The sequence below is a fragment of the Paenibacillus aceris genome (genome assembly GCF_017874035.1).
In the GTDB taxonomy this organism is placed as follows: Bacteria; Bacillota; Bacilli; order Paenibacillales; family NBRC-103111; genus Paenibacillus_E; species Paenibacillus_E aceris.
In genome coordinates, this window is the sequence record NZ_JAGGKV010000018.1 from 86480 (window position 1) to 101603 (window position 15124).

Sequence of the window (15124 nt, forward strand, 5' to 3'; positions counted from 1 at the left end):
TGTCCATTTATTGCAGCAGCTTTTTGCGAAGAAAAGCAGTCAAATTACGATCCAACTCTGCCAGCTTCGTGTTTTGTGAAGAAACAATATCCCCATTAGATGCCATGATTTTCTCATAAACTTCATACATGCTCTTGTACTGAAGCCCTGCTTCCTTCAACGTTTGCAGTTCTTCCGGCTTCAACGCCCGCCCCCCGCCGATCTGAAGACGCTGCAAGTACTGGGATAACTGCGTCATACTGGACAACGGAGTCAGATAGTCTGCTCCGCCCGCCGCTAATACAAGTCGCTCATGCGTGTAGCCCGCTGAGTATAGGGCTTGCCCACTTCCATCCAGCTCATCAGTCGTTTTACTTTGCGCAGCTTCCTCCAAGTTGCTCTTTAGAAGCTCCATCTGGAATAAAGAAACTTGATACAGCAGATGGGTTGCATCGTGCTCTTCTTTATGATGGCCAAGCATTTGAGACAGCTGATAGACAGGCCAAATAATGAGGAATAGAACAATACTATAAAGGATTGCTTTTCTAATTATTTTTTTTCTCACAGCGCAATTTCCCCGCTTCCCTAATTGGACATGTGTCGCAATATCATTGTATGGGAACACGGACAAACAAATAACCACGGATTTCTCCGTGGCTATCGTTATTGTTATGTGCAGAACCTTATTTCACAAGCTCTGCTTGCTTAATTTCAGGAGTTTCTACTTGTAATTCACCCATTCCGCGAACTAATTTCTTCGCATAGAATGTTTCTGGTTTCAATACGGATACCATAAAATCAATTGCTAATTGAGGGTCCACTGTCTCACCGCATGTATAACAGTCAAGCGCGGCAAAACCTCTCTCAGGATAAGTGTGAATGGAGAGATGACTCTCGGACAACATAACAAGTACAGTTGCTCCTTGTGGTTCAAATTGCTTGGATTGTACAGATAGTACGGTTGCTCCGCATACCTCGGCAGCTTCTACCATCTGAGCCTGCAACCAATCTGCATTGTTCAGAAGTTCGAAATCTACCCCCCAAGTATCTACAGCAACGTGTCTTCCGAAAGTTGAGTATTCAGTTTCCATCTTTCGGTTCCCCCTTCCTAGGAATAAAATGTCTGAAAAAAATTTCATCCGCTAGGACCTACGTCATTCACTTCCCGAGGGTATTATCTCTCGCAACATTCAATGTCCTGAGTGAATCCTGGTTCCTATATTGTTTCAACGAGAATAAAAATAACATCTATCGACGAGAAATGCAATAGTTTTTTTTACCAAGGCCTTCTCATCCAAACACGCAATATCTAATTTATGTAGAAGGAGTTTAACTTGTTCATTCCTAGCAAAAAGTCGCAATTTAGACACAAAAAAGACCCGGTAACCGGGTCTTCCATTAGCATGTATATGTGGTTGTTAAGCCTCCAGAATAAACAAACGATGTGTGAGCTCATTGAGGCGAGTGTCAATCTGCTGATGTTCTTCTTGGTCTTGCACCATATTACGCAAATCAAGAAGATGGTTAATTTGGTCGTAGATCATTTCGATCTCTTGTTCGACTTCTCTCTTCTGGAACATTTCCTGCATGAGGCCAATGGTGTCTCTGTACTCATAGATGACCGTTACCAATTGCCCTTTGACTTCCTCGATCTTCACAACAGTCCCGCGTTCATAGTAGTAAACCATTGTATAACTAGGGTAAATTCGGTTCACCGTGGCGCTTCCTTTAAACTCTGATACTGCCTTACGCATTAAATTAGCCAGTAAAGTATTACTTAATCTGCAGGATCCTGTACATTCATATAGGCCCGATTTCTTCTCAAATGAAAGGACGATTTCCTGACCTGCACCATCTTGAAAAACAACCTCTTGATTGCCATTTTCCAAAACTTTCACTTGCAAAGTCACTTGATGATCCACGAACATTTGAAAAAACCTGAACATCTCGGCTTCTGTTAACTGGAGGCAGGTCTTGACATATTCAGTCGCTAACCTTTGTGCCATAAAAATCCCTCGATTCTTTGTTTTCAAGCGATGAACAATTACCTTGTTTATTATTATACTACATGCGTCTCTAATATTCCTGCGTGCATTTCATGATAATCCGCCAAATATTCTGAAAAAACCAAGGAAATACGGAATGCCAGTAAATTTCCCCTAGAAAACCTCACTTTCCTGTGTACTTCTTCTTGATTTCCTCGCTCTTTTGGCATCTTGCTCTTATATACACAAAAAACCGCCCCTTTGAATCAGGACGGCTCATGCTCATTTGCTTCTTTAATTGTCTCTATTGGGGCTGCTTCGGCTTCGGCTGCTTCGGGTTCTGGCTCTCCATAAGCAATAGCTTGCTCCAGGATGCTCCACAACTCGTCCTTCCCAAGCGTAAGCTCAGAGGAAAACATCAGCGGCTGAACACCTTTGTCCATGCCCAGCGTCTCTCGAACGATCTTGAGATGTTTGGGCCATTGGCTTTTGGGAATCTTATCGGCCTTGGTTGCAACCACGAGAACGGGCACGTCATGATGTCTTAGCCATTCATACATGGCTTGATCGTCTTTGGAAGGCGGGTGTCTTAAATCCACCAACTGCATGACGAGGCGCAGCGTTTCACGATGCATTAAGTAACTCTCAATGAATTTGCCCCATTGCTCCCGTTTCGTTTTGGATACTTTCGCATAGCCGTAACCGGGAAGATCTACAAAATATAAGTCCTGATTCACTTTATAATAATTCAATGTTTGGGTTTTACCGGGCTGTGAGCTGGTTCTAGCCAAATTTTTGCGGGAAATCAAGCAGTTAATGAGCGAGGATTTCCCGACATTAGAACGCCCTGCCAGAGCAATCTCCGGCAAGGCATCCTCTGGATATTGACTAGGTCCAACCGCACTGATTACAAACTCAGCTTGATTGACTTTCAAGATTGTTCAACTACTTTCTATGGTTATCCGACATGAGCAGGCGGCCTATTCTTCACAAGCGCATGTTCGAGCACTTGATCCATATGGCTAACCGGGATAAAGGTCATCTCATCGCGGACACTTTCTGGAATTTCTACGATATCTTTCTCATTGTCCTGAGGCAGCAGGATGGTACGGATACCAGCTCGATGTGCAGCAAGCGCCTTTTCCTTCAATCCTCCGATCGGCAGTACGCGGCCGCGGAGCGTGATCTCACCCGTCATAGCGACAGTGCGGGAAACAGGGATATTGGTCAGTGCCGAAATCAATGCGGTGGCCATCGTAATGCCAGCTGAAGGACCATCCTTTGGTATCGCACCTTCCGGAATGTGGATGTGAATGTCATTCTTCTCGTGGAAATCAGGAGCTATGCCGAGCACATCCGCCCGTGTACGCGTGTAGCTGAAAGCCGCTTGTGCGGATTCCTTCATCACATCACCGAGCTTACCTGTCAATGTTAGCTTGCCTGTGCCTTGCATCACTGTAACTTCAATGACCAAGGTGTCTCCTCCGACTTCAGTCCAAGCAAGCCCTGTCACAGCCCCTATTTGATCCTTCTCTTCCGCTACGTTATACCGGAACTTCGCAGGACCTAAATAGTCCTTTAAGTTTTCTTCCGTCACATGTACCGGTGTAGAAGGGTCTGACACGATTTTTTTGGCGGCTTTCCGGTTCATACCAGCCACTTGCTGTTCCAAATTACGTACGCCGGCTTCACGCGTATATTCACGCACGATCTTCATCAAAGCCGAATCGTCGACTAGAAGCTGCTCTTCCTCGAGGCCATGGTCTCGTTTTTGCTTAGGCAGCAAATATTTCTTCGCAATTTGCAGTTTCTCAATTTCCGTATAGCCCGGAATGTACAGAACTTCCATCCGATCTAACAAAGGACGCGGAATGTTGTGTACGGCATTGGCTGTCGTCACGAACATGACATTAGACAAGTCAAACGGAACTTCAATGAAATGATCACTAAAAGTGCTATTTTGCTCGGGATCAAGAACTTCCAGCAAAGCCGACGCAGGGTCTCCGCGGAAATCCATGGCCATTTTATCGATTTCGTCTAATAAGAAAACAGGATTATTGGCTCCGGCATTTTTCATACCTTGGACGATCCTGCCGGGCATAGCTCCAACATACGTTCGACGATGGCCGCGAATCTCGGCTTCATCTCTCACTCCGCCCAACGAGATGCGGATGAACTGTCTGCCCATCGATCTTGCGATGGAACGGGCAATAGACGTTTTACCGACCCCTGGCGGGCCAACCAGACATAGGATAGGTCCTTTGAGCTTCTTGACCAGTTTCTGTACGGCTAAATACTCAAGCACGCGCTCTTTCGGCTTCTCAAGTCCGAAATGATCTTCATTGAGAATCTCTTCCGCCTTATTCAAATCGAGGTCATCCTCGGTTGATTTGGACCAAGGCAAGCCAAGCAGCCAATCGATGTAGTTGCGAATAACGCCGCCCTCTGCCGAGGTTGCCGGCATTTTCTCCAGACGGTCGATTTCCTTCTCGACTTTTTCTCGCACTTTATCTGGCAATTCAGCTTCCGCTAACTGACTACGCAGCTCATCGACTTCGCCTGCGCGGCCTTCCTTGTCTCCAAGCTCCTTCTGAATAGCTTTCATCTGCTCGCGAAGGTAGTATTCCTTCTGCGTCTTCTCCATTTGCTTCTTGACGCGTTGGCTGATTTTGCGCTCCAGCTCGAGCACTTCCCGCTCATTATTTAAAATATTGAGCATTTTCTCGAGCCGTTCACGCACATCCACCGTCTCCAAAATGTCCTGCTTATCTTTAATTTTGAGTGACAAATGGCTGCAGATCACATCAGCCAAACGACCTGGTTCGTCGATATCCGAAACAGCCGCGAGCGTTTCCGGCGTAACCTTTTTAGATAAATTGATATAATGCTCGAACTGATTCAGTACTGTGCGCATCAGCGCGTCGATCTCTGGATCCGTAATTTCTTGCTCGGGCAGCTCTTTGGCTGTAACTTCGTAATATTCATCATTCACGAGGTACTCTACAATCTCAGCACGCAACACGCCTTCGACTAATACACGAATCGTTCCATTCGGCAGTTTCAGCATTTGCCGCACCTTTGCAATCGTCCCGATGCGATAAATATCTTCTTTGGAAGGCTCTTCTATGTTGATCTCAGATTGAGAGCAGAGGAGAATCATGCTGTCATCCACCATTGCCCGCTCTAGTGCTTTAACCGATTTCTCCCGCCCTACATCCAGATGTAGAACCATGCTCGGATAAACCAGCAGTCCCCTTAGAGGCAATAGCGGCAATCTGCGCACCTTGATTTTTCCGGGTCCCATCCTCTGCACCTCCATATATAGGGAGCTTTGAGTCCAAGCTCAAAGTCTCTCATTATTTTATTCATCCATTGCCCTTTACATTTTAACAAAACTGCACAGAAAACACCAATTGACACCTAACGCACCATGTAAGGTAACGGCAATTCAGAATTACGAATCAATCGTATGCTGTGAATTCGCGTGCAGAATCGGCAAAGTCGATGAAGCAATCGTTCTATCTGCGGCATATGGCATAGGAATGACATTATCATGAAGCTCAATGCCTAGAGCAACGCTGAGCACCTCTTCGATGGAATCAGCAGCAATCACTTCGACGCCTGGTAAATCCGCAAACATCTCTTGCCAATTTTCTTTTGGAATAATGACTTTGGTCGCTCCAGCTTGAAACGCTGCTTCAACCTTAGCGACAACTCCGCCTACCGGCTTAACTTTTCCGTGTATGCTCATTTCGCCCGTCATGGCCAATTTGTTATCGACAGGAATTTTATGTATCGCAGATGCGATAGCTGTCGCCATTGAAATACCGGCAGAAGGCCCGTCGATCGGCACACCGCCTGGGAAATTAATATGCAGATCGTAATCGGAGGTGTTAAATCCAAGCTTGCGAAGGACCGTTAACACATTTTCCACAGAGCCGCGAGCCATGCTTTTCCGGCGAATCGTCCGAGAGCCTCCTCCCATTTCTTCTTCATCCACAACACCTGTGATGTTGAACTTCCCTGTACCCGCTGCGGCAATAGGAATTGCGGATACCTCAATCTCAAGTAGAGTACCCAAGTTAGGGCCATAAACCGCTAAACCATTGACAAATCCGATCTGTGGCTGTGCTGGCACTTTGCGTTCAGGTCTGGGAGGAATTTGCGATGAATTTACAACCCATTCTATGTCGGAAGCGGTAATTTCATCTCTTTTATCCGATAAAGCGATACCTGCCGCAAGTTGAATGACATTCACGGCTTCTCTACCGTTGGTTGCGTATTTCATAACAACCCCAACGGCAGCTTCACATTTCTTAAAACCAATCTTATCCAATGCTTTACGCGCGATCTCTCCGACTTCTTCCGGCAACAGCGGACGGAAAAAGATTTCCAAACAACGCGAACGAATCGCCGGCGGAATCTCGCTAGGAGTGCGAGTCGTGGCGCCTACTAAGCGGAAGTCCGCAGGAAGGCCGTTTTGAAATATATCATGGATATAGCCTGGAATATTCGTATCTTCGGAGCTGTAATACGCACTCTCTAGAAATACTTTGCGGTCTTCCAGCACCTTTAATAATTTGTTCATTTGGGTTGGGTGTAATTCACCGATTTCATCGATGAACAAAATGCCCCCATGCGCCTTCGTCACAGCACCTGGCTTCGGCTGCGGGATCCCCGCAACGCCCATTGCGCCTGCGCCTTGATAAATAGGATCATGAACAGAACCGATCAGCGGATCGGCAATCCCTCTTTCGTCAAATCGAGCCGTTGTCGCATCAATCTCTGTAAACTTCGAATCCGGACGGAACGGAGATTCCTGATTTTTCTTAGCTTCCTCCAATACGACGCGAGCCGCTGCCGTTTTACCTACACCAGGAGGGCCATAAATAAGAACATGCTGTGGATTTGGACCACATAATGCAGCTTTTAAAGCTTTAAGACCTTCAACCTGACCTACAATATCCTGCATAGAGGATGGTCTTGTTTTCTCCGAGAGCGGTTTTGTCAGAGAAATGGATCTAAGCTTTCTCAGCTTCTCCAACTCTTTCCTGGATTCTCTATCGACAGCAGAACGATTGGTCTGTTGGTTACGCAGTAAATTCCAGAAGTACAGCCCGATGACAACCGCAAAAAACACTTGAATTACCATTAAAATAATACTTAGACTCATTTGTCATACCTCCTTAGAGTTTCGCCCATCGCTAAACTGGCTTGTCAGTTCGTCTTTGCTTGGGCAAAACGGTTCGTAAACCTTAGCGATAACTTCCATTATTCCCGTGTAAAAGAAGGTTAATCCAATCCAAGCAAACTTTTGAACGACGTATGATAGTCCTTCTCCTGAAGAAGGATAAGAGGAGATATTTCATGCAAAAGGATGTGGCATTTTGAAGCAATTTTTGACGATCGTCCTACTTTTCCTTTGCCTCTGTGCAGCAGGCTCTGATGCATACGCTTTTGCAGGGAATCCCCTTCTCCCCTACGCCGATATTATCATCGATGTAGGTCATGGCGGCGTTGACTCTGGAGCCAAAGTCGGTAAATACCAAGAAAAAGACATGAATTTAGCCATTTCCAAAAAAACGTACAAGCTTCTTCAGAAAAAAGGCTACCGCGTCATTATCAATCGAACGGATGATTATGCTCTAAGCCAAGATAATAAATGGTCCTTTGGAGGAAGACATCGCAAAGACTTGGCACAGCGAGCCGGAATTGCCAATACGATTAAACCCAAAATGATGCTCAGCATGCATATTAACTGGTCAGGCAAGTCCGATCGCAGAGGGCCTCTTGTTTTTCACCAGAATCAATCCGACAGCATCCTGCTTGCTAATCTGCTCCAGACATCACTTAATCGTGTATACGGCACAGATGAACTGCCTATACTTGGCAAAAAATATTATGTGCTCAAGAATACCAAGTGCCCTTCTGTTATCGTGGAGTTCGGATTCATTTCCAATAAACACGACCGCAAACTGCTGAATAGCTCTCATCATCAATCAAAGCTTGCAGAAGCTGTTAGCCGTGCTGTGGATGAATACTTTGCGATGGTCCATAAAAGCCCTACTTCAAGTTAAGTTTCACTGTTTGCGATAGAGAGACGAAGGTTGCTTCCTTTTGCAGAGTTGGAATAGCTTCTTTAATCACTTGAGCCGTTTTCTTGCCGGGGGGGCCTACATGCCCGATAGCAATAACCAAATCTCTGTCTCTGACGAGCTTCTTAAATCTCACCATCTGCTTGCTAATGTGGCTATACGTATATAGATCATCAAAGAACAGCTGATTTTCTGAAAATGGAACGCCCTTTTGGCTGGCCAATTTCCCGATCAAGCTTTTTGGTGACGTGCGGCTGTCCAATAAAATAAGATTTCTTTCTTTGCAAATATCCACGAGGATGTTCATGACTCTTTCATCGGCAGTCGCTTTGGAGCCCATATGATTATTGATGCCTATCGCATAAGGGACATCCTCAATGGCCGCTACGATTCGCTTATGGATCTCATCGCTGGATAAGTCCGTTGTAATGGCCCCAGGTCCAAGCCAACTCTTCTTACCGCGCACAGGCTCCATAGGTAGGTGCAAAATAACCTCATGGCCTTTGTCGTGAGCCAGCTGAGCATCCTGTTTCGTCGAAGGAAGGAATGGCATCACGGCTACTGTGAAAGGAATCGGCAAATTTAACATTTCGGTTGTGCCTTCCATATTATTGCCAAAGTCATCAATGACAATGGCGACCTTCTTCGTCGTTGATTCAACGACAGGTAGATTGGGAAGGATGCTATCTGCTCCGGAGTGTGCCGGTAGAAGGAACATCGAAATTCCCATTGTAACAACTAGAGAGATTTGACGCGTTGCCGAGCTTTTTTTAAACAAATTCATGATTATTCTCCTTCACCCTTAGAAGATAAGCTTTCCAGTTTCTCTCATTATGCTTCTCTTGGGCTCCAAATATGCGTGCAGAGAATAACAAAAAGCCGTTAAGATCCCCCCAAGGAGTTTCTTAACGGCTTTACTTATCTTAAATAAAATTAGTGCTTACGACCAGGAATAGCACCTGTTTCTTCGAAGGCTTTTACGATGATATCAATTTCCTTTTTCAACTCGCTGAGAAGCTCTGCCTCCGGCACTTTACGGATCATCTCTCCGTACCGGAACAGCATACCTTCGCCTCGTGCGCCTGCAATCCCAATATCGGCTTCGCGTGCTTCACCAGGTCCGTTAACGGCACAGCCAAGGACGGATACTTTAATCGGCACTTTGATCTTGGCAATGTACTCTTCTACCTCATTTGCGATCGAGAACAAGTCAATGTCCAAGCGTCCACAGGTCGGGCAGGAAACAAGCGTTGCAGCGTTCGTAATTAATCCGAACGTTTTTAACAGTTCACGTGCAACTTTAATCTCTTCAACCGGGTCTGCACTAAGCGAAATACGAAGCGTGTTGCCGATTCCCATGTTAAGCAGAGTGCCAATGCCCGCGGCACTTTTCACAGCGCCTGTGAAGAGCGTTCCAGCCTCTGTAATACCGAGGTGAAGAGGGTAATTGAAAGCTTTCGCAGCTTGCGAGTAAGCGGCAATCGCCATCGGAACATCAGAAGCTTTGAGAGATACGATGATATCTTGGAAATCGAGCTCTTCTAAAATATTGATATGATATAAGGCACTTTCCACCATAGCTTCCGGCGTCGGATAACCATACTTTTCAAGAAGATGGTTCTCGAGTGAACCGGCGTTAACACCGATACGAATCGGTATCCCTCGCTCTTTACAGGCTTTAACAACCGCTTCTACTTTTTCGCGGCGCCCGATATTGCCTGGATTAATCCGCACTTTATCGATCCCATTTTCAATCGCAGCCAGCGCTAAACGGTGGTCAAAATGGATATCGGAAACAAGCGGAATATGAATCTGCTTCTTAATCTCTTTAATCGCTTCTGCTGCTTCCTTATTGTTCACAGTCACACGAACCAATTGACAGCCTGCTTCTTCCAGACGATGAATCTCAGCAACGGTTGCTTTTACATCCGCTGTTTTCGTCGTACACATGCTTTGCATAATGACTTCATTGCTTCCGCCGATCGTTAAGTCGCCTACTCGAACGGCACGCGTGTCTTTTCTATGGAACATTATGGTTTCTCTCCCCATGACACCAAACATCCTCCGCTCCAATTTCCTGCATAAGGAAACCGGATTGGAGGCTGTGTGTTCGTTTATGAAATTATGGGTTACGCACTTTCTTCTTTTTTCTTGCCTGTCGCTTGTGAGCCGTCTTTGGTCGTCAAAACAGGCGCAAGCTTGTTTTGAACCGTTTCCTTAGAGACTACGCAAGAGGAGACATCTGTTCTTGAAGGGACCTCGAACATCACGTCAAGCATAATGCTTTCGATGATCGCTCTTAGACCACGCGCGCCGGTATTCCGTTTAATCGCTTCTTTGGCAATGGCGTCAAGCGCCTCTGCGTCGAATTCGAGTGAAACGTTATCCATCTCGAGCATCTTCTGGTATTGCTTCACGAGCGCATTTTTCGGTTCGGAAAGAATACGAACAAGCGCTGCTTCATCCAGTGGCTCAAGCGTAGAGATAACCGGTAGACGGCCTACGAATTCCGGAATCAATCCGAATCTGAGCAGATCTTCTGGAAGTACCATGGATAAGTACTCGCCTGGTTTCAAATCTACTTTAGCACCGTCCGTGCTGAACCCAATCACTTTTTTACCAATTCTGCGTTTAATAATTTGCTCTAGACCATCGAAGGCTCCTCCGCAAATAAACAGAATGTTCGTTGTATCAATTTGAATAAACTCTTGATGCGGGTGCTTACGTCCGCCTTGCGGTGGAACGGATGCGACCGTACCTTCAAGAATTTTGAGCAATGCTTGTTGAACGCCTTCGCCGGAAACGTCTCTTGTAATGGACGGATTCTCGGATTTGCGTGCTACTTTATCAATCTCGTCGATGTAGATGATGCCGCGCTCGGCTTTTTCCACATCATAATCTGCAGCTTGAATCAATTTGAGCAAAATGTTCTCAACGTCTTCACCCACATAGCCCGCTTCTGTCAATGAAGTTGCATCCGCGATCGCGAATGGAACATTCAGAATTTTGGCTAGCGTTTGCGCAAGCAGTGTTTTACCGCTTCCTGTTGGTCCTAGAAGAACGATGTTACTTTTTTGAAGCTCAACATCTTCCAGCTTGTTTTGGGAATTAATGCGCTTGTAGTGATTGTACACTGCAACCGCAAGAGATTTCTTCGCTTGTTCTTGCCCGATCACGTACTGGTCCAAAATGTTGCGGATTTCCTTAGGTTTCGGAACATCCTTCAGATCCAGCTCTTCTTCGTGACCTAGTTCTTCTTCCACAATTTCTGTGCAAAGCTCTATACATTCATCACAAATGTAAACTCCCGGACCTGCAACAAGCTTGCGAACTTGGTCCTGAGATTTTCCACAAAAGGAACATTTGAGTTGGCCTTTTTCATCGTTAAATTTAAACATGGGATCACTCCTTTATTTCAAGTCGTTTCGAGTGATAACCTCGTCGATTAACCCATATGCCTTCGCCTCTTCAGCGCTCATAAAGTTATCCCGGTCGGTGTCTCTTTCGATCTTTTCAAGCGGCTGTCCCGTACGATCCACATAAATCTGGTTGAGTTTTTGTTTCGTTTTGATAATCCAATCCGCGTGAATCTTAATATCGGTCGCTTGACCTCTTACACCGCCGAGCGGTTGGTGAATCATAACTTCAGCATTTGGCAGCGCGTATCGCTTGCCTTTGGCGCCTGCTGTTAACAGCAAAGACCCCATACTAGCGGCCATACCTACGCAGATGGTAGATACATCCGGTTTAATAAATTGCATGGTATCGAAGATACCCATTCCAGCTGTTACAGATCCACCTGGTGAGTTGATATATAAGTGGATATCCTTATCGGGATCCTGAGCAGATAAAAAAAGCAGCTGGGCAATGACCAAATTAGCCACATCATCATCAATGGCGCTCCCAATGAAAATAATGCGGTCCTTAAGTAGACGCGAGTAAATGTCGTAAGAACGTTCCCCACGTGCCTCTTGTTCAACAACCATAGGAATAAGACTCATTGTACCAACTCCTTTTGTGGCCAAAGCCATGTTTTCCAAATTGGGATTCAGTAACAGTTTAACATGTTTGAGCAGCAAAGTCATTTTTTCAGAAGACTGCTATGTATGCAAGGAATTACTTAAGTTTTTAGGCAGTTTGAGGCTAAAATAGGGTAAAAGAAAGGCACGTTGCTTACGTACGTGCCTTTACTAACCTTATTTATACTGCCGCGGAAACATGCTTGCTATTTTCAAGCAAGAAGTCTACCGTTTTTCTAATCACAAGATCATTGCTCAGACCTTCTAGGCTGCCGTTAGATGCAAACAGCTCGCGAAGTTCTTCTGTTGATTTTTGGTAGGATGGTGCAAATTTCTCAAGTTCCGCGTTAACTTCTTCGTCGGATACTGTGATATTTTCTGCAGCAGCAATGGCTTCAAGAACAAGGTTGTTGCGAACACGCTTCTCAGCATCTTCTCTCATTTGTTCTTTCAACACGCTCTCGTTTTGACCGGAGAACTGGAAGTAAATCTCAAGCGTCATGCCTTGGGAGCGTAGACGTCTTTCGAATTCTTTCACCATTACATCAAGCTCTGCTTCTACCATCGAAGCTGGAATTTCAACATCAGCGTTAGCTGCAGCTTTCTCAACAACAGCTGTTTCCAGAGCAGCCTCTGAATCTTTTGTTTTGCGCTCTTGAAGACGGTTTTTCAATTCTTCTTTGTACTCTACAAGCGTATCGTACTCACTCACGTCTTTGGCAAACTCATCATCAAGTTCTGGCAGGTTTTTGCGTTTGATGTCGTGAATTTTCACTTTGAACACAGCCGCTTTGCCTTTCAGATCTTCGGAATGGTAGTTCTCAGGGAAAGAAACGTTAACATCTTTCTCTTCGCCTTTGCCAAGTCCTACAAGTTGCTCTTCGAAACCAGGAATGAAGGAGTTGGAACCAAGTTCAAGGGAGTATTTCTCCGCTTTTCCACCTTCGAATGCTTCGCCATCAACGAAACCTTCGAAATCAAGAACGACCACGTCGCCGTTAGCTGCTTGTCCTTCTTCAAGAACAACCAATTCAGCGTGACGTTGTTGCAGACGGGAAAGCTCGCTGTCCACTTCTTCGTCCGTTACATTAGCATCTACCGCTTCAACTTCGATGCCTTTGTATTCGCCAAGAGTTACTTCTGGCTTAACCGTAACTTTCGCTTTAAATTTGAGAACTTGTCCTTTGCCGAATTGCTCAACGTCTACTTCAGGACGATCAACAGGCTCGATTTTGACCTCTTCGATCGCTTGTACGTAAACTTCTGGCAAAATGATGTCTAGTGCATCTTGATACAGGCTTTCTACACCAAATTTAGCTTCAAAGATTGAACGTGGCACTTTACCTTTACGGAAACCCGGAACATTCACTTTCGCGGATACTTTTTTGAATGCTTTATCCAATGCATCTGCGACGCGCTCTGCGCCAACTTCCACTTCAAGAACGCCTACGTTCTTCTCTATTTTTTCCCAACTTGCTTTCATTTTATGCTTTCCCCTTCCAAAAATGTACGATGACATATTTTCACGTTACGCTCATTATAACCATTCTATTATAACATATAACAAATTCATTTCAAGGCGACCTTTCGCCCTTAGGACGGATCCGGGTTAAACTGCTTCACAAACGCCTGCAGCACAAGATGCGCCCGCTTCCATTGCAGTGTCATCGAGTCTACAATCCCGTAGTTATCTAGCAATTCCTCCCGATTTACGGAACCGAATAATCGCTCTTGGAGCAGCGCATGCAAGGCAGATGCCCATACATCGACAGCTCCATCCTCCGTTCTAAGCAAATCCGTATAGATCGATGTTCCGTAAGCGTAAGCCAAAAACTCCTGCCAAGTTTGTTTTGCAAAATAAACAAAATCCGGTTGGCTTATCTCACTAATATCTCCGACTCTGCGAATCATATCACGAATTTGAGATGGAAAATCCTCCGGACATAGCGGCGTCTCTTCGATCTGGACAGCAATCCTATCCCCGTTCTTCGGAAATTCGATGAATCCCTGCTCCCCCATTTGTTTAAGCGCCTGCAGGGCTTTGAATTGAATGTGCGGGTGCCGCGGTTTCTCGCTAAGCCATGCCTTAATACTTGCACTAATACCTGGTTGATCGACAAAACCCAGTTGTTCAAGTGCGCTGACTTGCTGTTCCAATGTACCTGTTTGGAGCAAGTCCAATAACTTCAGGCCATAGGCGCCGTTGTCCGATGACTTCTCATGTATGTACTGTCTTAATAAATCCTCTTCCCCTTCTATATCCTCTTCCGTTGGACTCGACATGGGGAACAGTGTTTCCGGAAACATCGTTTGCAGCCAAATGCTCAACGCTTCCCATTGCTCAATTTTTTGCGGGTGGGCGGCTGGAAATTGAAGCAGGAAGGTTAGCAGTTGGAGAGCGTCGCTATACTGCTCTTTCTTTAAAAAGCGGGTAAGCTCTTCTTCGTAATATTGCTCTGTTTTCGGAAAAAGAATAACATTATTCATAGATGGCTCTACTATGTGGATCACCTCAGAAATCTTGGTCTCGCTGGACACAGTTTACTTGATTGTATCCCTGATTGCAAAATAATTTTAAAATAGGTGTTGACTTCCCTCGAAAAGATATGATAATATAACTCTTGCTTCGCCAAACAGCTACACGCTGGGCGGTAAGAAGAGGTCTATGTCTCAGTAGCTCAGCTGGATAGAGCACACGCCTTCTAAGCGTGCGGTCGGGGGTTCGAATCCCTCCTGGGACGTTCAGCAAGAAGAGAAGGCCGCGAGAAATCGCGGTCTTTTTGTTTTTTTCAGACAATATGCTACGAATCTTTTAAATTGTGTTATACTCTTTTCAATTACATAATTTACGAATAAATGAGGTGCCCTTGCGCAGCAAGCAAGGGGTAACAGGGAATCGGGTGCAAATCCCGAGCGGTCCCGCCACTGTATTCGGGGAGTTTCTTTCTATCATGTCACTTGATGAACATCAGGGAAGGCTGAAAGATACACAGATCCGAGAGCCAGGAGACCTACCTCCATTTATGCACCCAGAAACCTTCGCGGA

Annotated in this window: 13 protein-coding genes, 1 tRNA gene and 1 riboswitch; of the genes, 2 read left to right on the forward strand and 12 right to left on the reverse strand. The window is 45.5% G+C overall.

The window, feature by feature from the left end; genetic code table 11:
* Positions 1-7: 7 nt before the first annotated feature.
* The 6 genes from J2Z65_RS25950 to lonB form a co-directional block, all read right to left on the reverse strand.
* Positions 8-544, reverse strand: coding sequence for an S-adenosylmethionine decarboxylase (locus J2Z65_RS25950; RefSeq protein ID WP_167069081.1), 537 nt, complete (start codon positions 542-544; stop codon positions 8-10).
* Between the two features lie 118 nt (positions 545-662).
* On the reverse strand, positions 663-1070 hold the full coding sequence (speD, locus tag J2Z65_RS25955; RefSeq protein WP_028556978.1) for an adenosylmethionine decarboxylase: 408 nt from the start codon (positions 1068-1070) through the stop codon (positions 663-665).
* Between the two features lie 327 nt (positions 1071-1397).
* Positions 1398-1985 (reverse strand): non-ribosomal peptide synthetase module, encoded by a 588-nt coding sequence (locus tag J2Z65_RS25960; RefSeq protein ID WP_167069078.1) that lies wholly within the window; start codon positions 1983-1985, stop codon positions 1398-1400.
* Positions 1986-2230: 245 nt separating this feature from the next.
* The gene (gene yihA / locus J2Z65_RS25965) at positions 2231-2899 is read right to left on the reverse strand and encodes a ribosome biogenesis GTP-binding protein YihA/YsxC (RefSeq protein ID WP_167069075.1); all 669 of its coding nucleotides are present in this window, start codon (positions 2897-2899) and stop codon (positions 2231-2233) included.
* 23 nt (positions 2900-2922) lie between these two features.
* Positions 2923-5268: an endopeptidase La gene (lon, locus tag J2Z65_RS25970; RefSeq protein ID WP_167069072.1), complete on the reverse strand. Its 2346-nt coding sequence runs from the start codon at positions 5266-5268 to the stop codon at positions 2923-2925.
* A gap of 150 nt (positions 5269-5418) precedes the next feature.
* Positions 5419-7137 carry an ATP-dependent protease LonB gene (lonB, locus tag J2Z65_RS25975; protein ID WP_167069069.1) on the reverse strand — a complete coding sequence of 573 codons (1719 nt, stop codon included), beginning with the start codon at positions 7135-7137 and terminating at the stop codon, positions 5419-5421.
* Between the two features lie 214 nt (positions 7138-7351).
* On the opposite strand from lonB, the gene J2Z65_RS25980 reads away from it, so the two are divergent.
* Positions 7352-8041 (forward strand): N-acetylmuramoyl-L-alanine amidase family protein, encoded by a 690-nt coding sequence (locus tag J2Z65_RS25980; protein WP_167069066.1) that lies wholly within the window; start codon positions 7352-7354, stop codon positions 8039-8041.
* On the opposite strand, the gene J2Z65_RS25985 is transcribed toward J2Z65_RS25980, so the two are convergent.
* The 6 genes from J2Z65_RS25985 to J2Z65_RS26010 form a co-directional block, all read right to left on the reverse strand.
* Positions 8028-8843, reverse strand: a complete 816-nt coding sequence (locus J2Z65_RS25985; RefSeq protein ID WP_240160103.1) for a divergent polysaccharide deacetylase family protein — start codon at positions 8841-8843, stop codon at positions 8028-8030. The genes J2Z65_RS25980 and J2Z65_RS25985 overlap by 14 nt on opposite strands.
* 149 nt (positions 8844-8992) lie before the next feature.
* Positions 8993-10090 (reverse strand): flavodoxin-dependent (E)-4-hydroxy-3-methylbut-2-enyl-diphosphate synthase, encoded by a 1098-nt coding sequence (gene ispG / locus J2Z65_RS25990; protein ID WP_167069063.1) that lies wholly within the window; start codon positions 10088-10090, stop codon positions 8993-8995.
* 98 nt (positions 10091-10188) lie between these two features.
* Entirely contained in the window at positions 10189-11457 is a 1269-nt protein-coding gene (clpX, locus tag J2Z65_RS25995; protein ID WP_167069059.1) for an ATP-dependent protease ATP-binding subunit ClpX, read from the reverse strand.
* A gap of 12 nt (positions 11458-11469) precedes the next feature.
* On the reverse strand, positions 11470-12060 hold the full coding sequence (clpP, locus tag J2Z65_RS26000) for an ATP-dependent Clp endopeptidase proteolytic subunit ClpP (protein WP_029194632.1): 591 nt from the start codon (positions 12058-12060) through the stop codon (positions 11470-11472).
* 199 nt (positions 12061-12259) lie between these two features.
* Positions 12260-13561: a trigger factor gene (gene tig / locus J2Z65_RS26005; protein WP_167069056.1), complete on the reverse strand. Its 1302-nt coding sequence runs from the start codon at positions 13559-13561 to the stop codon at positions 12260-12262.
* A 110-nt stretch (positions 13562-13671) separates the two neighbouring features.
* Positions 13672-14565: a hypothetical protein gene (locus tag J2Z65_RS26010; RefSeq protein WP_167069053.1), complete on the reverse strand. Its 894-nt coding sequence runs from the start codon at positions 14563-14565 to the stop codon at positions 13672-13674.
* 180 nt (positions 14566-14745) lie between these two features.
* Here J2Z65_RS26010 and J2Z65_RS26015 point away from each other — a divergent pair.
* A tRNA-Arg gene (locus tag J2Z65_RS26015) sits at positions 14746-14819 on the forward strand.
* A gap of 101 nt (positions 14820-14920) precedes the next feature.
* A riboswitch (cobalamin riboswitch) is annotated at positions 14921-15112 on the forward strand.
* The last annotated feature ends 12 nt before the right edge of the window (positions 15113-15124 follow it).